Annotated in this window: 17 protein-coding genes and 1 tRNA gene; 7 read left to right on the plus strand and 11 right to left on the minus strand. The window is 69.6% G+C overall.

What is annotated here, in order from left to right; translation table 11 throughout:
• Positions 1-131 precede the first annotated feature (131 nt).
• From ACFFCN_RS12520 to ACFFCN_RS12535, 4 genes are read left to right on the plus strand one after another with little or no spacing between them, the layout of a single operon-like run.
• Complete coding sequence (locus ACFFCN_RS12520) at positions 132-1,199, plus strand: glycosyltransferase (protein ID WP_375492064.1); 1,068 nt, start codon at positions 132-134, stop codon at positions 1,197-1,199.
• The gene (locus ACFFCN_RS12525) at positions 1,196-2,200 is read left to right on the plus strand and encodes a hypothetical protein (protein WP_375492066.1); all 1,005 of its coding nucleotides are present in this window, start codon (positions 1,196-1,198) and stop codon (positions 2,198-2,200) included. The genes ACFFCN_RS12520 and ACFFCN_RS12525 overlap by 4 nt, the downstream gene beginning before the upstream one ends.
• Positions 2,197-4,002 carry a glycosyltransferase gene (locus ACFFCN_RS12530; RefSeq protein WP_375492068.1) on the plus strand — a complete coding sequence of 602 codons (1,806 nt, stop codon included), beginning with the start codon at positions 2,197-2,199 and terminating at the stop codon, positions 4,000-4,002. Before ACFFCN_RS12525 ends, ACFFCN_RS12530 begins: the two co-directional genes overlap by 4 nt.
• On the plus strand, positions 3,999-6,293 hold the full coding sequence (locus tag ACFFCN_RS12535) for a glycosyltransferase (protein ID WP_375492069.1): 2,295 nt from the start codon (positions 3,999-4,001) through the stop codon (positions 6,291-6,293). The genes ACFFCN_RS12530 and ACFFCN_RS12535 overlap by 4 nt, the downstream gene beginning before the upstream one ends.
• Here ACFFCN_RS12535 and ACFFCN_RS12540 read toward each other — a convergent pair.
• The gene (locus tag ACFFCN_RS12540; RefSeq protein WP_375492071.1) at positions 6,266-6,784 is read right to left on the minus strand and encodes a methyltransferase domain-containing protein; all 519 of its coding nucleotides are present in this window, start codon (positions 6,782-6,784) and stop codon (positions 6,266-6,268) included. The two genes, ACFFCN_RS12535 and ACFFCN_RS12540, sit on opposite strands and share 28 nt — an antisense overlap.
• Positions 6,785-6,909: 125 nt before the next feature.
• On the opposite strand from ACFFCN_RS12540, the gene ACFFCN_RS12545 reads away from it, so the two are divergent.
• On the plus strand, positions 6,910-8,205 hold the full coding sequence (locus tag ACFFCN_RS12545; protein ID WP_375492073.1) for an MFS transporter: 1,296 nt from the start codon (positions 6,910-6,912) through the stop codon (positions 8,203-8,205).
• Positions 8,206-8,510: 305 nt separating this feature from the next.
• Positions 8,511-9,761 carry a GGDEF domain-containing protein gene (locus ACFFCN_RS12550; RefSeq protein WP_375492075.1) on the plus strand — a complete coding sequence of 417 codons (1,251 nt, stop codon included), beginning with the start codon at positions 8,511-8,513 and terminating at the stop codon, positions 9,759-9,761.
• 444 nt (positions 9,762-10,205) lie between these two features.
• Here the strand turns inward: ACFFCN_RS12550 and ACFFCN_RS12555 are convergent, their stop codons facing one another.
• The 9 genes from ACFFCN_RS12555 to ACFFCN_RS12595 form a co-directional block, all read right to left on the minus strand.
• Positions 10,206-11,429 carry an AAA family ATPase gene (locus ACFFCN_RS12555; protein WP_375492076.1) on the minus strand — a complete coding sequence of 408 codons (1,224 nt, stop codon included), beginning with the start codon at positions 11,427-11,429 and terminating at the stop codon, positions 10,206-10,208.
• A gap of 203 nt (positions 11,430-11,632) precedes the next feature.
• Positions 11,633-11,842, minus strand: coding sequence for an ABC transporter ATP-binding protein (locus tag ACFFCN_RS12560; RefSeq protein WP_375492077.1), 210 nt, complete (start codon positions 11,840-11,842; stop codon positions 11,633-11,635).
• Between the two features lie 171 nt (positions 11,843-12,013).
• Positions 12,014-12,193 (minus strand): hypothetical protein, encoded by a 180-nt coding sequence (locus tag ACFFCN_RS12565; RefSeq protein WP_375492079.1) that lies wholly within the window; start codon positions 12,191-12,193, stop codon positions 12,014-12,016.
• Complete coding sequence (locus ACFFCN_RS12570) at positions 12,190-12,882, minus strand: hypothetical protein (RefSeq protein ID WP_375492081.1); 693 nt, start codon at positions 12,880-12,882, stop codon at positions 12,190-12,192. The genes ACFFCN_RS12565 and ACFFCN_RS12570 overlap by 4 nt, the downstream gene beginning before the upstream one ends.
• A 211-nt stretch (positions 12,883-13,093) precedes the next feature.
• Complete coding sequence (locus ACFFCN_RS12575; protein ID WP_375492083.1) at positions 13,094-13,366, minus strand: hypothetical protein; 273 nt, start codon at positions 13,364-13,366, stop codon at positions 13,094-13,096.
• 44 nt (positions 13,367-13,410) lie between these two features.
• Positions 13,411-13,911 (minus strand): hypothetical protein, encoded by a 501-nt coding sequence (locus tag ACFFCN_RS12580; protein ID WP_375492085.1) that lies wholly within the window; start codon positions 13,909-13,911, stop codon positions 13,411-13,413.
• Between the two features lie 340 nt (positions 13,912-14,251).
• Positions 14,252-14,533, minus strand: a complete 282-nt coding sequence (locus ACFFCN_RS12585) for a hypothetical protein (protein WP_375492087.1) — start codon at positions 14,531-14,533, stop codon at positions 14,252-14,254.
• A 454-nt stretch (positions 14,534-14,987) separates the two neighbouring features.
• Positions 14,988-16,073, minus strand: a complete 1,086-nt coding sequence (locus tag ACFFCN_RS12590; RefSeq protein WP_375492089.1) for a protein kinase — start codon at positions 16,071-16,073, stop codon at positions 14,988-14,990.
• A complete protein-coding gene (locus ACFFCN_RS12595) occupies positions 16,070-16,639 on the minus strand; it encodes a hypothetical protein (protein ID WP_375492090.1) in 570 nt (189 codons plus the stop codon). Before ACFFCN_RS12595 ends, ACFFCN_RS12590 begins: the two co-directional genes overlap by 4 nt.
• A gap of 331 nt (positions 16,640-16,970) precedes the next feature.
• Between ACFFCN_RS12595 and ACFFCN_RS12600 the strand changes: the two genes are divergently transcribed.
• Positions 16,971-17,044: transfer RNA gene (locus ACFFCN_RS12600), tRNA-Gly, on the plus strand.
• Here ACFFCN_RS12600 and ACFFCN_RS12605 read toward each other — a convergent pair.
• On the minus strand, positions 17,033-17,442 hold a 410-nt coding region (locus tag ACFFCN_RS12605), incomplete at its 5' end, for a polyketide cyclase (RefSeq protein WP_375492091.1). The genes ACFFCN_RS12600 and ACFFCN_RS12605 overlap by 12 nt on opposite strands.

Raw genomic sequence — 17,442 nt, forward strand, 5'->3', positions numbered from 1 at the left:
GTTTTCCGACCCATGTCGCACGGTTCTGCTTTGATGCAGGTGCGTGCGTTCGGCATCCAACAGGTGGTGTCGGTCCACGGCATCGAGCCGCCGGTGCCTGCCGCTTCCGGATCGCCGAGAAGAAGCCGTTCATGCCTTCGCGCCGTATCGCCCTGATCGGGCCCAGCCGGGCACCCGTCGCCCAACCGTTCGCCGGCGGCCTGACCGCCCACCTCTGGTCGTTGTGCTCGAAGTTGCTCGAGCGTGGCCACGACGTCACGTTGTTCGCGCCGGCCGGCAGCGACCCGCGCCTGCCCGTACATGAGCTGCGGCTCGGCGAGTTACGGCTTTCGCAGGACTCGCGCTCGGACGTGTCCATGCCGCCCGAGGTGATGATGGTGGAGCATCACGCGTACCTGAGCCTGATGCTCGAACTCGCGAGCGGCACCTCCGGCTTCGACGTGCTGCACAACCACAGCCTGCATTACCTGCCGCTCGCGATGTCCTCGACCGCCGCGGCGCCGATGCTCACGACGTTGCACACCCCGCCGACACCCTGGCTCGAGTCGGCCGTGCAGTCCGCGCCGTCCATGCCGTCGCGCTTCGCCGCGGTGAGCGCGCACACCGCGCACCGCTGGGCTCCGTTGCTCGGCCGGGTCGACGTCATCTCGAACGGCATCGACCTGCAGGCCTGGCCGCAGGGCCCGGGTGGCGCGGGCGCGGTGTGGACCGGGCGCATCGTCGCCGAGAAGGCGCCGCATCTCGCAGTGCACGCAGCGCGCAAGGCCGGCCTGCCGATCACGCTCGCCGGCCCGATCGACGACCCGGACTACTTCGACGCCGAAGTACGTCCGCTGCTCGGGGGTGAGGTCGACTACGCCGGCCATCTCACGCAGCACATGCTCTCGCTGCTGGTCAGCCACTCGTGCGTCGCGGTCGTCACGCCCGTCTGGGACGAGCCCTACGGTCTGGTCGTGGCCGAGGCGCTGGCGTCCGGCACGCCGGTGGCCGCGTTCGGTCGCGGCGGCATTCCCGACGTGGTGGACGCGACCTGCGCGCGACTCGTCGCCGACGACGACGTCGGTGCCCTGGCGCAGGCGATGGATGACGCCGCGCACCTGCCCCGCGCGGCAGCGCGCGCCCGCGCGGAGGCGCACTGCTCGGTCGAGACGATGGTCGACCGCTACGAGGACACGTTCACCGAGATGCTCGAGCTGTGATCGGCTACTACGTCCACCATCACGGCACCGGTCACTTGTCGCGGGCACAGGCGCTGGCCGCCGCGTGCACCGAGCCGGTGGTCGTCCTCTCCTCGTTGCCGGAGCCGGCGGACAAGGCGCCGTTCGCCGGATGGGTCCGGCTGCCCGGCGATCCGCACCTGCCCGACGCCGCGGACCCGCAGGCCGGCGGTGCCCTGCACTGGTCGCCGCTGCGCTCGGGCGGCTACCGCGCCCGCATGCACTGCATCGTCGAGTGGCTGGCCACCGCCCGCCCGCGCACCGTGGTGGTCGATGTGTCGGTGGAGGTCACCGCACTGGTCCGGTTGACCGGCGTGCCCGTCGTGGCCGTCGCGTTGCCCGGCGAGCGTGCCGACGACGCGCACGCGCTGGGGCACCGGCTCGCGTCGCGGATCGTCGCGCCCTGGCCGGCACAGGTGCTCGACGCCGCGCACCTTCGCCCGTACGCGGACAAGACCGTGTACACGGGAGCGTTCTCCCGCTTCGACGACCGCGCGCCAGCGGACGTCCACGCACCTGCCGGCGATCTCCTGCTGTTGCTCGGCTCCGGTGGCGCCGAGGTCACGCTCGACCGGGTCGCCGAACTCGAACGCGTGACCGGCCGGGAGTGCCGGGTGCTGGGTGAGGGCTTCGGCTGGAGCGACGACGTATGGGCCGACCTGTGCGCCGCGCAGGTCGTGCTGACCCACGGCGGTCTCGGCGCGCTGGGCGAGGTGGCGGCCGCGCGGCGGCCATGTGTCGTGTTGCCCCAGCCGCGGCCGTTCGCGGAGCAGGAGCTCACCGCGGCGGCGTTGCAGCGCGCGGGCCTGGCGACGGTGTGCACTCGGTGGCCGGACGCGGACGCGTGGCCGGGGGTCCTCGCCGATGCTGCAGCCGGTGACGGCCAGCGCTGGCGCGCCTGGAACGACGGCCGCGGGATGGCGCGGATGGTCGATGCAGTGTGCGCCCCGCTGCCGGGCGAACCGGTGCTGGACCGGCGATGAGGACCGCGGTCGTCACGGTGGTCGCCGGGCGGCACGAGCACCTGCGCGTGCAACGCGCATTCCTCGCCGCGTGCGACCCCGCGCCCGACCTGCATGTCGTCGTCGCCGTCGACGACCCCGCGGTGGTCGACGTCTGCGCCGCAGAGGCCGAGGTGCCGACCGTCGTCGTGCAGATGCCGACGACAGCAGGCGGTCTGCCGGTCGCCGCAGCGCGCAACCGGGGCGCGGGCACGGCGCTGCAGCACGACGCCGAGCTGCTCGTCTTCCTCGACGTCGACTGCATTCCCGCCCCGGACCTGCTCGGCCGCTACCGCGATGCCGTCACGGCCCGGCCGGACGCCGTGATCAGCGGACCGGTGACCTACCTCCCGCAGAGCACGCTCGCGTGGACGCACGAGCGTCTGGCGTCGGCGCGCAACCCGCACGAGGCGCGACCCGACCCGGCCGACGGCGTCCTGATCGACCTGGCGGCGCAGCTGTTCTGGTCGTTGTCGTTCGCCGTCGCCGCGCCGACCTGGCTCGCGACCGGCGGCTTCTACGAGGGCTACGTCGGCTACGGCGGCGAGGACACCGACTTCGCCGTCACCGCCGACACGCACGGTGTGCCGCTGCTGATGGCCGGCGGTGCCGACGCGTTCCACCAGCACCACCCCGCCGCCGACCCGCCGGTCGCACACCTCGACGACATCGTGCGCAACAGTCACGTCTACGCCCGCCGGCACTCGACGCTGCCGATGGGCGGCTGGCTCGCCGGCTTCCGCGACCGCGGCCTGCTGGGTGCGGCGGGCGACCTGCCACGCCGGGCAGACCCGGTGCGCGTGGTCACCGTCCCGGCCTGGCACGAGTACCTCGACGCCGTCGTCCCCGGCACCGTCGACCGAACGCTGCGCGAGCGCGTCACCGGCTGGACGCCGGACCCCCTGCTCGAGCCGGACGTGCTGCGGGCGAACGCGCACGCGATCGACGTCGTGCACCTGCACTTCGGCTACGAGCACCTCACCGCCGACGCGCTGCACGCGTGGCTCGCGTGCCTCGACGAGCTCGGCATCGCGCTCGTCGTCACCGTCCATGATCTGCGCAACCCGCACCAGCTCGACCGCGAACCGCACGACGCCCACCTGCGCATGCTCTTCGCCGCCGCGCAGCAGGTGCTGACGTTGACCGCCGCCGCGGCCGGCGAGTGCGCCGAACGCTTCGGGCGCCGACCCGAGGTGGCGCCGCACCCCACCGTCGTGGACATCCCGGACACTCCGCCGACGGCACCAGATACAGCGCCGCGGCACGTCGTCGTGCCGCTGAAGGCACTGCGCGCCAACGTCGTGGACCCGGTCGAGGTCGTGCGCGCGGTCGGCCGCGGTGCCGGGAAGCACGACGTGCGCGTGCTGGTCGAGCCGCACGCGCTCGACCGACCCGAGCTCGCCGGCCTGCGCGATCTCGGTGTCCGTCTCGACGTGCGCGGACGCATGTCGCCACGTGAGCTGGTCGACTACGTGGCGGCGGCGCACGCGTGGGTGCTGCCGTACCGGTTCGGCACGCACTCCGGCTGGGTCGAGCTGGGCCGTGATCTCGGCACGCACGTCGTCGCGCCCGACTGCGGGCACTACGCGGGGCAGTGGGACGACGTGGTCACCTACGTCGGCAACGAGCGTCACGGGCTGGACCAGGACTCGCTCGCAGCGGCGGTGCGGCATGTGTGCCGGCGCCCGCCCGCGCGGCCGGCCGATCGGGAGCAGCGCGAAGCCGAACGCGACGTCGTCCGCGCTATGCACGACGCCGTCTACCGGCAGGTCAGCGGCCGGTGAGCGATGTCGTGCACCTGCTGGTGGGGCCGGCCGAGCACGGCGTGGTGCGGCACGGCCGGGAGATCGCGGATGCGTGCGGCCATCGGTCGGTGCACGTGCCATACCCCGAAGCGCTGCCCGCCCTGCTCGCCTGCGACGTCGTGCACGTGCCGTTCACCGACCGGTTGTTCGGGCCGGACGTCGACGCGGCGGGTGCAGCACTCGAGTGGGTGGCGCAGCTCGTCGCGCGGTGCGGCGCGGCGCTGTCGGTGACGCTGCACGACGTCCCGCACGACGGCAGCCCGTTGCAGCTGCGCCGCCGCGAGTTGTACCGGCAGGTGATGTCACTGGCTCGGGGCGTGGTCGTCAACAGCGGCGTCGAGCTCGGCCTGATGCAGGACGACGCCGGCTCCGTCCACTCACTGCGCCGCATCCGGCTGCCCGTCGAGCGCGCCACCCCGGCCCGCGCCGGCAGCTCGCCGCTGCCGGCGCGCAGTGTTGCCGTGCTCGGCTTCGTCTACCCCGACCGCGGCTACGACGACGTGCTCGCGGCACTGCCGCCGCACGCCGTGCTGACCGCGCTCGGCCGCGCGTCGGACGGGCACGCCGACCTCGCGCAGCATTACGCGGACCGCGCCGGGCCGCGCTGGCAGCTGACCGGCTACGTACCCGACGACGAGCTGGGCGCCTACCTCGCGGACGTGGCGGTGCCGGTCGCGCCGAACCGGCGGGTCACCGCCTCGGCGTCGATCAACACCTGGCTGGCGCACGGCCGCCGCCCGCTCGTCCCGCAGGGTCCGTACGGCCGGGAGATCGCGCGCGAGCGGCCGGGAGCGGTCGAGCTCTACGACCCCGACGACCCGCGTGATCTAGCCGAAGCGGTCGAGCGAGCGCTCGCCGATCCGCAGCGGACCCGACTCGCCGCGGACGCCCGGATCGGGCCGGGGCTGCAGGCCGTCGCAGCCGACTACCTGCAGCACTTCGACAGCTGCGTGCCGCCGCGTGCCGTCGGCGTCGACGACGGCTGGGTGGTGCCGGGCAACCGCTGGGACCTGCTGGCGGCGGTGCCCTGCGCGGCGCGCGGGACACCCTCGGTGAGCGTCGTGATCCCGTACTTCGAGGCCCAGCACGACCTCGATCTCGTGCTCAGCGCGCTGACGCAGCAGACGCACCCGGCCGCGGCCATCGAGGTCGTGGTGGTCGACGACGGTTCGGCGACGCCGCCGGACGTCGGAGCCGCCGGCGCGCTCCCGGTACAGGTGCTGGCGCAACCGGACGAGGGATTCCGCGCCGCCCGCGCGCGCAATCTCGGCGCCGCGGCAGCGCACGGCGACGTACTGGTCTTCCTCGACTGCGACACCGTCCCCGAACCCGGCTTCCTGGCCGAGATCGCGCGACTTCCCGCGGTGTGTCCCGACGTCGTCGCGGCCGGTCGGCGCCGACATGTCGACCTCGCCGGCCTGCCACCCGAGGGGCTCGCGGACTGGTTCGCCGGCCGGGTCGCGCTACCCGAACTCGACGAGCCGAGCTGGCTGCGCGACGCCTACCGCGACTCTGCGGATCTGCTCGACGCCGACCGGCGCTCCTACCGGTTCGTCATCAGCGCCGTTCTCGCGACGAGTGCGCGGCTGTTCGCCGAGGTCGGCGGCTTCGACGAGCGCTTCGTCGGCTACGGCGGCGAGGACTGGGAGTTCGCGCACCGGGCGCGCAACGCCGGCGCGGTGTTCGCGCACATCCCGGCCGCCGTCGCGTGGCACGACGGTCCGGACTGGGCGCAGCGGCACACCGCGGCGCAGCGTGCCCAGGACAAGCTGCGCGAGACCGCGGCGCTCGCCGACCTGCTGCCCGACCCGGACGAGCGCGGGTGGACCGGGCCGCGGCGCTACCCGTCCGTGGTGCTGCGGGCCGCCCGGATGAGCGCCGGCCAGGCCTGCGACGTCCTCGATTCGCTCGCCGGCACCGACTGCGCCGTGTGGTTCGCAGCCGTCGACGGACCGCCGCCCGCGCGCGCAGAGCTGGGCGAACCGCCGGCGGACGTGCTCGCCCGTGCCTGGTGCCACGGCGAGTTGCGCGCCCCGGCTGACCTCGGCGCGCTGCCCGAGCTCGCCGAACTCGCCGAGCGGCACGGCCGGCTGGACACGCCCGCGCTGACCCTGCGGGCCGCGCGGTCGCTCGCCCGCAGCGCGCGGTGGGCCCGAGACGATGACGCCGAGAAGCTTGCGGACCGGTGGTTCGGCCGGCACGACCGGACGTTCCCCGTGCAATCCGAACCGGCACTCCCGACTCAGGACCCGCCGGTCAGCCTTTCGTAGACGCCGACCACGTCGCCGGTCTCGTACGCGCCGATCCCCTCGAAGGTGGCCAGCACGGTGTCGTGCGACCAGTCCTCCTCGACGTGCACCTCGAACGGATTGCCCTCGATCGCGTGCTGCGGGTAGTGCACGATCGGCAGCGACAGGTACACCGCGCGCGCAGCCGTCTGTGCGCAGCGCTCCCAGACCCGAACGGCATCGGCGCGGCTCATGTGTTCGAGAACGTCGCCCAGCACGACGACATCGACCGGCGGCAGCGGCGCGTCGCGCACGTCACCGATCACGATCTCGTCATAGAGGTCGTGCAGGTGGTACGTCGACACGTACGGCTCCCACACCTCCAGCCCGACGATGCTCGTGATCGGCAGCCCGGCCAGCAGCTTCGCGTACGTGCCGACGCCCGGGCCGACGTCGAGGACGGTCAGCGGCCCCGTCGCCGCGAGGTCGGCGACGCGCGCGCGGGTCCAGTTCTTGCCCTCGGTCGAGCTCATCGGCATAGCGGCGAGTCTTGCAGGACGTGCCGACGGCGCCGCCCCGCACCGGCCCGCACGACCGCCGAGGGTCCATGCCGGGTGCGTGCGCTCTAGAGTGTGCGAGCGATCAACGAGGAGCGCCGGTGGCCGGTCCCGATCCCTCGACGCGTGGTGGCTCGCGTCTGAGTGCGGTCTTCGCCGTGCCCGAATTCCGGGCGATGTGGTCGGCCGAGGTGCTGTCCGTCGGCGGTGACCAGTTGGCTCGCGTCGCCCTCGCGGTCGTCGTGTTCGAGCGCAGTCACTCCGCTGCGCTGACCGGCCTGGGCTACGCGCTCACCTTCGTGCCGTCCTTCCTCGGCGGAGCGCTGCTCGGCGGCATCGGGGACCGGTGGGCGCGACGCACGGTGATGGTGGTTGCCGACCTCGTCCGCGCGGTGCTGATCGGCGTGGCGGCCGTGCCGGGCACGCCGCTGTGGCTGCTGCTCGTCCTCGTCGCGGCAACCGCGCTGGTCAACGGGCCGTTCAAAGCTGCGCAGCAGGCGCTGCTGCCCGCGGTGGTCCCGGACGCGCTGTACTCGCCGGCGATGGCGGTGCGCAGCATCTCCAGCCAGACGGCCCAGCTCGTCGGCTTCGCCGTCGGCGGTGTCCTCGTGTCGGCCGCCGGTGGGTCGGTGGGATTGGCCGCGGACGCAGCGACCTTTGGCTGCTCGGCCCTGGTGCTCGTGCTCGGCGTGCGGGCGCGTCCGGCGGCGCAGGCGCCCGGGGTCGGGGTGGCCGCGGCGGTGCGGGCCGGCACGGTGCTGGTCTGGCGCGATCCGGTGCTGCGGCCACTGCTGGGCCTGTGCTGGCTGGCCGGCTTCTACGTGGTGCCCGAGGCGTTGGCCGCGCCCTACGCCGCAGCGCTCGGGGGCGGCGCGCTCACCGTCGGCGCGATCATGGCAGCGGATCCGGTCGGCTCCGTGCTCGGCGGCATCGTCTGGGGGAAGTGGGTGGCCGAGCCCACCCAGCGACGCGTGATCGGGCTGCTCGGCGTCGCCGCCGGGTTGCCGCTCGTCGGGTGCGCCGTGCAGCCGCCGCTGCCGGTGTCGATGGTGTTGTTCGCCGCGAGCGGCGCCGCAGCGACCGGCTACACGATCACCGCGACGGTCAGCTTCGTGCGTCGGCTCCCGGACGAGCGCCGGGCGCACGGTTCGGGGTTGCTGTCGTCGGGCCTGATCACGGTGCAGGGCGTCGGTGCGCTCGCGTTCGGCGCGCTCGCCGACGTGACGGGAGCCGGCCCGGCCATCGCAATCGCAGGAGGGCTGGGCGCCGCCGTGGCGGTCCCGGTCGCGATGGCCTGGGCACGGGCTCGTCGGCTGCCGCCCGAGGCGGCAACGCAAGTAAGCGGATCAGGTGTCGCGGTTGGACACGTCGATCTCCAATCGGGGTCGGGGGGCTGACGATCGGGCCGGTTTCCGGCTCAGGTGTCGCGGTTGGACACGTCGATCTCCTGTCGCAGTCGGGGGGGCGGTTCGACCAGAAAGGTCGGTTCAGGTGTCGCGGTTGCCCTGGTTCATGGCAGTCTCCTTCCGGTGCGGCGATGACACCGATGACCGACGACACCGGCGTCGCTTCCCATTGATGACCATCTCGCGTTCAATGAATGTGAAGTGCCACTGATTGGGCAGCATCGGGAGTGACGCTTCGTCGTTGCGGTCGGCCGAAATCGGGAGCAAACGGGATGAGTCGGACATCGCGTGTGCGGGTGTCCGTCCCGAATGCGGTCAATCCGAGACGTTGGGCCCTGTGGCGGCAACGACGGCGGCTGATCGGCTACGCGCTGCTCATCGAGACGGCCGCCGTCGTCGCGACCGTCGTGTCCGCGCACGCTGCACCGCGTTCGTCGGACTGGCGGCTGGTCGGCGGGCTGGTCGTGCTCGGCGTGGTCCAGGCGGAGCTCGCCCGCCAGATAGAGCGCACCCGGCGGATGCTCGCGGCCACGCCGCACGTCAACATGAGTTCGGTCTGGACCTTCGCCGGAGTGCTGCTGCTGCCCGTGCAGCTCATCGCGCTCCTCGTCGTGGCGCTGTACGCGCATCTCGCCGCGCGCAGCTGGCGCGGCATCCGGCGGGTGCCGCCGTTCCGCACGGCGTTCAACGCGTCGCTGGTGGTCGTCACCTGCCTGATCAGCCGGGGCGTGCTCGCCGCGAGCGGCTGGTCCGGCGTGGCGGCGGCGACGCACGACGGTTTCCGCGGGTTCCTGCCGGTGTTCACCGCGGCCGCCGCCTATTTCGTGGTGGCGGCACTGATCGCGATCCCCGGCTTGTCGATCAGCACCTGGAACGTCGAGTCGGTGCTGGGCAGCTGGTCGGACAACGGGCTGGAGCTCGCGACGCTCGGGCTGGGCGCGATCAACGCGGTACTGCTGGTCGTGATGCCGGAGCTCTCGGTCGCGGTCGTGCCGATCACCTTGCTGGTTGCGCGCAGTGTGCTCGCGCGTGATCTCGAGGTGGCCGCCACCACAGACGCCAAGACCGGCGTCTACAACGCCCAGGCATGGCGCCGGGTCGCCGTCGCCGAGCTCGCTCGCGCCGATCAGGCCAAGGCGCAGGTCGGTCTGCTGCTCATCGATGTGGACCGGTTCAAACTCGTCAACGACACCCACGGTCACCTGGCCGGCGACAAGGTGCTGCGGCACATTGCTACAGCCATCGACGACGTCGTCCGGTCCACCGACTCGCTCGGCCGGTTCGGCGGCGAGGAGTTCGTGGTGCTGCTGCCCAACGCGTCGCACCCGCTGGTCCTCGCAGTCGCCGAACGCGTGCGGCGGGCCGTCGCTGAATTGCGGGTGCACCTCGACGAGCAGACGACGCTCACCGACGTCTCGGTCTCGGTCGGCGTGGCCGTCTATCCGCGCTCCGGCGAGGGTCTCGACACGCTGCTGCAGTCCGCCGACCGCGCGCTCTACGCCGCCAAGGAAGGCGGCCGCAATCGCATCGAGCTGGCGGCCAGCTGACCGCAGCGAATGTGCACGCTTGCGCACCTGCGCCGACTGTTTCGTCCGCATCAGCGGCAGCCCTCGGCTGACGTTGATTCCGGATACGCGCCTACCGGCGGGGACGGCTGCTGAGACCATTCCGAGGTTTGCGGCGGCAACGCTCGGGTAGGGTCGAGCGCGCTCGCGGGTGTAGTCAATGGCAGAACATCAGCTTCCGAAATCCGGCGTCTAAAGATGATCAGGCGCGGATTCCCAATGATTCCGCCGCCTTCTGCTGCATCTGAAGAGTCGGCGGATGACTGTGATTGACCGCCAAATACCGCCGCTTGTCGCACGGCTATCGCACGGGGATGCCCGGCCTATGAGATCGAATCTGTGCGGCGGACAGGTTGCGCCCAAGCTCTTCTCGCTGCGGCCACGGGCGCCATCGGCATGAGCGCTGTAGGACCGGCGGCGCACGCTTCAGCCCGTCTGTCGAGGTGCCCTGCGTCTCTCGGGCGGCATAATCAATTCCGGGATAGCTCGGCGTATGAACTTGTCGAAGTGCGGCACGGTAAACGCGGCGTAGCCGTGCTCAGGCGTGTACAGCAGGCCCATGTTGATCAGTTGAGCGCGCGTTGGTCCCATCTGTGTTGACTTACGCCCGATGACGCCAGCTACGTCCTGCGCCCTCTGCGCATCAGGTCCCAGTTCGGCCATCGCCCGGAGGTAAATGCGCTCCATCTCGGTGGCCCGGTCTAGCCGCACGCGAAAAAAGGACTCGTCAAGCTTCGCCTCGTAGGTGGGGACAGCCAAAGCAACGTCCTCCCGGGTGATGACGGGGCCGTCCGCGACGCCCCACACGGCGTATCCGAGCTCTTGCAGGAAATACGGGTAGCCGCCAGTGACCTCGAGCGCCAGATTGAGGGCGCCGTCGCTGTAATCGGCGTCCTCGGCCTGCGCGGGCTCAGTAAGGGCGGCGCGTGCATCTTGATCGTCTAGGTTGCCAATTCGAGGAAACTTGAACAGACGCTCTGAGTAGGACTTCGCGTCGCCAGCCAGCTCTGCGATCTGCGGCAGGCCGGCGCCGACCATCGTCACAGGGAGCCCGCGTTGGACGGTTTTGTGGAGCGCTGATATGAGCGCCTCCAGCTGCGTGGTCGAGAGGAACTGCACCTCATCAAAAAGCAGTACGAGGCCCTTGCTCGTATCTTTCGCGGCTTCGCCCACCGCTACGAGTAGGTCGGTGAGGTCAGATTGGAGCTCTTGCTGGTCGGCGAAACCTTGAGCGGCGTCAACATCGATGCCACCCGTGAGTGTGCCGCTCGGGTCGACCGAGATACTGAAGGACTTCAGCACGGCAGCAGCGCGTTGTAGTCGGTCGCCCCAGCGAGCCTTGGGCGACATCTCGAACAATGACGTGCGAATGGCGCTGACCATCTGCTTTCGGAATTGGTCGTCGTCGTGCTTGGACGCTTCGCGCTCGACCACGACCCAGCCGAGTTCTTGGGCGGTGCCTCGAAATCGACCAAGGAGCACGGTCTTGCCGACGCCGCGGAGACCTGTGATGATCATGGACTGTTCGGTGCGCCCGGCGCTTAGGCGCCGCAACAGTATGTCGAAAGTTTGAAGCTGAACGTCGCGACCAAGTACGGCGGGAGGTTGCGCGCCGGCGTTCGGCGTGTACGGATTCCGGATCGGGTCCACGCGGGCAACCTTATCGACTTTATTCAGGTTTATCTAGTTCAGATAAAGCTAACTAAAGTCAGTAACGGGTTCATCGGATCGTCGGTCTGGCCGCCGTTCAGCGTGGTGGCGCTGAACGGCATGAGCACGCGGTGGCGGTGGTGTACTACGAATGCCAGACGGGCCCCGCAGGCGACTGCGGGGCCCCTCTGGTTGGCCGGGACTCACACCTTCTGGGTGATCGTCCCGCCGGGGTTGCGCCGGCCGGTCGCTGTGGTGACGAACTGACCGCTGGTGGCTGAGCGGGTGACCGCCCGGGAGTTGCTCGTGCCCGAGCCCACCCGCTCGGTGGTGGTCTTGCCGGGCCACCGAGCCACCGTTGCGCGACTGACGAAGCGTCCGGACGAAGCCGAACGGTTCACTGACTTGGCCATATCCACCTCCTGGTGAACGCGCCTGCTGCGTCGCCGGCGGTGCGGCGTAGCTACGGTGAGCGATGTATGTGCTGACCGAACAGGTCGTCTCTACTGGTGGGGTCCGGGGCCATCCGAGCCCCACCACATGTCCGGTCGAAGTTGACCAGCCACACCTACATATAGGTCGACTCAGCCGCGTTTGCCCCCAACCGACTTTCGGTTCGATGTCCACGCGCTCGAGGCCGCCACGATCTTCGACGCCGTGGACTGCGAGACGGTGCGCCGATTCGCCTTGGCCTTACGGGTGCCCAACGACGACCGTTCAATGGCGCCGCTGATGGAACTGGTGGTGCGCTTGACGTTGCTCATGCCGGTCTCCTGCCCTTGGCCACCTGTTCGCGGGCGTAGGCGAGCATCCGCTCGACCGCCTTGGTCGTTGTGCCGAGCTTGTCGGCGATCTGCGGCTGCGTATACCCGAAGCTGGTAAGCACGAACGCCTTGCGGGCGTCGTCGTTGCGCACCAGGCGCAGCGCGATGTCGTTGGTCGCCCGCTGGACCGCGAAGTCGTCGACCGGCAGCCCGCTGGAGCCGGTGACGTCCGGGTCGATCTCGTCCCACGCCGTCGGTGGGAGCGAGGCGAACCATTCCCGTAGACCCGGCAGCAGGACATCGGTGCGAAACCTGCCCAGGGCCTTAGTGATGACCTCGCCGGCCATGGACAAGGCCTCGGCGGCGTCGATCGCGTTGTCGAACGGCGGACGCTTGACCGCTCGCCCCTTCTCGGCGCACTTATCGAAAATGATGCCGCGGACGATCCAGGGCTGGAGCACCGCCAGCGAGTACTTGACGAGCTCGCCAGCGGCCTCGTCCCACTCCAAACCGGCGAACTTGCTGCGCCGCAGCCGACCGATCAGGTCGCGGTCACCGGCGAGACGGTCGATGCGCCGGGCCTGCTCGCGCAGCGCTGGCGCGTCGCGTTCGAGGGCATCAGTCTCGTGTTGTAGGTGAGCAGGCGTGAGCCCGGAGTCACCGAACCCTTGCGGGTCGCCTCCGCCCACGATGCTGGTCCCTCCAACGATGGAGCGTTTCGCACATTGCGCTCTCCGACTGCCGTCTACGCCCCCAACCGCACGGGACGCTCCTTCGTAGGTGCGACCCTCGCCATTTCCCCCCAAGTTGTGACCCAGGTCTCAATGACGGGTGGGCACTGGTTCTATTGTCGCGCGGCGATCTTGCTGGACTCGCCGCAACACGGCCCCTAGGCGCGCTTCACGGCCCGCGAGGGCGCTCGCCGCGCCACGCGTACAGCAGCTCGGCCACGCGGGCGTTGACCTTCGACGAGAAGGCGGCTATGACCGTCAACACGACCACCACGGCGACGGCCGTCAGCACGATGACCAGGACGATGACAGCGGCCGGACCGTGAAGCAGGTTGGTGGCCAGGTAAATCCCCACGGACCCGACCAGTTTCGAAAAAATGTTCATATATGTCCTATCGGCACATGACGTCATCGAATTGCTCGACGACCAGTTGAGGGCCACCGGGCATTGCTTCATCGCTCGAGTCACTGGTCCCACAGGGATACTTACTCAGCACCGTCCGGAACGTGCTGGCCGCACGACAGGCAGCCCCGCGCCTGGCGTGTCGGCTTCTCGCCCGTGCCGAGACCTGCTTTGATGCACATGTGGGTGTCTTGCACACCCAAAATCAGGCCCCGCGGACATAGTCCCGGGGCCTCCGTCATGCCCAGCAACATCAGGCTGGGCTTCTTTCCGCGCACACCCGACCGGCCGATTCGCTCCCGTGGATCGGCCGGTTCGTGCTGCCCGACAGAAGGAGTCAGACCGTCCGCGTCGTACCCCGTCACCGAAAGGACCGCCATGACGGCCGCACTCGTCGCTTTGCCGATAGTGCTGCTCGTGGCCGCGGTCATCTTCGCCCCGAGCGAGCGCCCCAGCGCTCGCCTGGTGAAGATCATCCGCGCGTGGCGCAGCCGCTGAGCTAGCTCAGCGGGCTGGTCCTCCAGCCCCACCGCGAGGTCAACGACCTCAACCTGCGAGAACCCGCCCAGGGGACTCGCCACCATGTCGGCATGCCCGAAAACTGGGTCACGAACCGAGGGAACGAGGTGCTGTCCACAGGGCTCCGACGCCAACCCGCACCCTGTTGGGGTATCGGCCAAACGCATGCATGAGTCGGGGTCCGACAGCGCCTTGTACTGCAGGCGGTCATAGGCTGGTCGCAAGTCTCGGCAACTTGGTTCCGCTCATGAACCAGCAGACCGCGGCCGGCCGAACATGCGCACCAGGCAGACTGCCCCGGAATATGGACTGATAGAGGCACCTGCGACACGACCGTGATCGCGACAGCGTTACCCAGGCGCCGGCCTGTCCGACTAGCACCCTCTCGCGGCGGGCGCAGCGGGGTCAGGTACGTTTCCCGCGCAGCTCGGTGACGTTGTCCGCCCCGCCGGCTACAGTCCGTTCTGCTGCGGCGGTCGCGTCGGCAAATCCGGGCAGGTTGTCGTGCAAGCGCGCAAGATATTCGCGAACTGCGCGATCGATGACGCCTTGTAGGTTCGGTTCATTGAGGAATGCGGAAGCGATGGTGAGCTGGCGGCGCACCGGATCGGTACAGCGATACCCCGTTCCGCGCGCCGGCTCCGCACGAGCAGGTCGACCGCGACGACGTGGCTCGTCCTGCGGCATGGCGCTCTCCCGTTGTCAGGGGTGGCCCCTACTCTCAATAGATGCAACAAAGTTTCGCAAATCTAGCCGCCGAGGGCCATCGCGCGGCGCTGGAACTGACGTTGCCTACCTTGCTGGTGCTGGTGATTGACGCCGCGGACGACGGCGTCGGCGGTTCGATCCCGAGGGCGCCGTGGGGTCTGGTCGCTGCGGTCGAAGCGGTCGAAGTAGCGATGAGCCGGACGCAGCGGACGGGTGGTCGGCGACTGTTCGCGACAGCGAAGCGGGCGGGGCGCGGGGTCACTGCGGCTGCGCTGCAGCCGGTGATCGAAACATTGCTTGGGGCAGGACTTGTCGAACCCGCGGGCGTGGGGCGGGCTGCGCGCTGGCAGGTCGCTGCCGAGGGTCGCAGCGAGGTCGACGCGTTGTGGCAATCGGTCGAGCCTGCCGTCGCGGCAGCAGCTCTGTCGGCGGGTCAGCGCCTAGCTGCCACGGCGGTCAGATTGTCGAAAACCCTATGTGCGTCGACGGAGTCGACCGAGGCCACGTCGACGTCAGGCTCGATGCGTCGCCACTGAGTTCGGTACTGAAGGCTCGACAAGCGCAACTGTCCGCCGCGCATGGTCCGCCCTTCAACTGCCACTTTCTGCTCTGCGTAGTGAAGACGCGGAGCCTCCCACCGTAGTGGGCCGACCTGACGCCACTCTGCAACGGTCGCTCTGGATAAGGCGCTGTCCATCTCTGCGGCCGTTGCGTACCGGGACCGCCAGTCTCGCTGTTCGGCCTTGGTGATGACGCGGCGAAGACCCCGCGGCGTCCACGGCGGTAGCACGAGGTCCTTGCCGCGCAGGGGCGACTGCATTCTGGCCAGCCGATCGGTCACGTGCGTCGTCGTGTACTCCTCGTAAGGGAATGGGCCTGCGACCAATTCCCGAAGCATCAGCCCGACGGGGTACAGGTCGCTTTGACGTCTCACCCGGCCCTCGGTGATCCATTCCGGCGGGGTGTAAAGAGTTGGGTTCATCGCTGACTGGGCGGTCGCGTCGTCGCCCATCTTGGCGGCCAGCCCGAGATCGGCCACGCGAGCCTGCGACCCGTCGCCGGTGAGCAGAACATTCCCACTTTTCATGTCGCGATGCAGGATGCTGTGGACTTGGTGCAGGCAGGCGAGGCCGCGCAGCGTGGCCTGCGCTATACCTACCGCCTGGCTACAGGTGAAGGTCTCGCCGCGCAGCAAGGCGTCCGTGACGCTGCCGCGGGGGTAATACGGCGTGACGATCTCGATGACGCGCATCGGTGGCGGATACCCCGACACCTCGGCGGCAGTCCTGACCGGTACGACGTTGCGGTGGTCAATAGCAACGAGAGTCGCCGCCTCGGGGAGGGTCTCCTCCTCCAGCAACGACAGGTCGACGCGCTTGCCGACCTGTTCGCAGTTGAGTAGGTCGCTCCACCAAACACGGACCTCGTTGATGCCCTCGGGAATGCTTTGCAAACACTCGAAGTCGAGGGTTAGGCGGCGGCCTCGAGCCACCCACGGGTCCTCGGCTGGCGAGCTCATGATCGATCATCCGTGCCGTCGCCATCGGCCCCCGCACCAGTGTCGATGGAACTGTCGTCACCGACGTCTGCGTCGGGTTGCGATCGTGGGATCTGTGTGGCTGCCGCGCCGTGAGCCTGTGCGACACCATCATTGCGCCAATGCGGGGGGCGGGCGCTGTAGCCGAACAGCGTGTGTGGCGTGTTGCCAAGGGCCTTCGCTTGCACCCCCTCGAGTCGGGCAGCGATTGCTTCGGTGCTCACCTCCGTAAAGGCGACCTCGCACGCCACGCAGGCTGCCATGACAGCGCACACGGCAGTCACGCGCGCATAGGCATCGGTGTAAGACAGAGTGCCAAACTTGCGAGTTCGTGCGAGCGCGACCTTCTCGGGTCGCTGCGACGCGAGATAGCTCTCGACACGGTGCGTCAAGTCGACGAGCTGCCGTGCTTCATCGAGGCCGGTGTTGCGTTCTATACGGTCACTGGATCCCTCGACCGGTGTCGCCAGCAGACCCGTGGAGGCTGCGGACTGCAGCGTCACGACGGAGATGACTCCGGCGGTGACTGAGACGCCGACGACGCGCACACGATCATCTTGCAGGTCGCGTCAATCTGGCGGTCGCGGTCGCGGTCGCGGTGGCGCCGCGCTGACCGCGGCGTGGATGGACCTGCCCGCTCAGGCGACCACCGACGCGAAGACATCCAGCTATCCGAGCTGACAGTCCCGCACCGGCGCTTCTGAAATCCCCAGAATCTCGGGCCTTCGCTACCTGCTCGTCGGTCGATCTCGGGCCATACGTCAGATTCGCTATCGCACGCGGTCGCACAGCAAGATCAATTCCGTACCTCAGTCAAGATCATCGCAGACCCTTGTAGGCCCGTGTTTCCGGGGCCACGTGCTAGCCTCGTCGGCGTCTGCGGGTGTAGTTCAATGGCAGAACATCAGCTTCCCAAGCTGATAGTGCGGGTTCGATTCCCGTCACCCGCTCCACGCATCTTCGGCCAGCGCCTTGAGGTTGAGCAGCTGGCGCCGCGCCATCACCAGATCACCGACCGACAGCAGCGGCGCGCTGGCCCGGTAGCGCGAACTGACGATCTTCATCAGTAGTCGGCTGCCCCGGTGGTGCGGCTCGAGTACGTAGGACATGACGGCACCGGCGATGCGGCCGGTGAGCTGCTGTTCGTGCGTCACCGACAGCACCTCGCCCACGGCGCGGCCCACCGCCGAGGTGAACGGGTCGCCGGGCAGCGGATCACGCAGGCCCATCAATCGGCGCGGCGAGCGGCGGCCGAGGTTGTCCACCACGTCGTAGGAGTACGGCGCCAGCCGGATCTGCACCACCCCCGGCCAGACGCCGGACGGCGGTGGCGCCCCCCTGGCCCCCCCCC

It is taken from the genome of uncultured Jatrophihabitans sp. (assembly GCF_964246335.1).
Lineage (GTDB): Bacteria > Actinomycetota > Actinomycetes > Mycobacteriales > Jatrophihabitantaceae > Jatrophihabitans.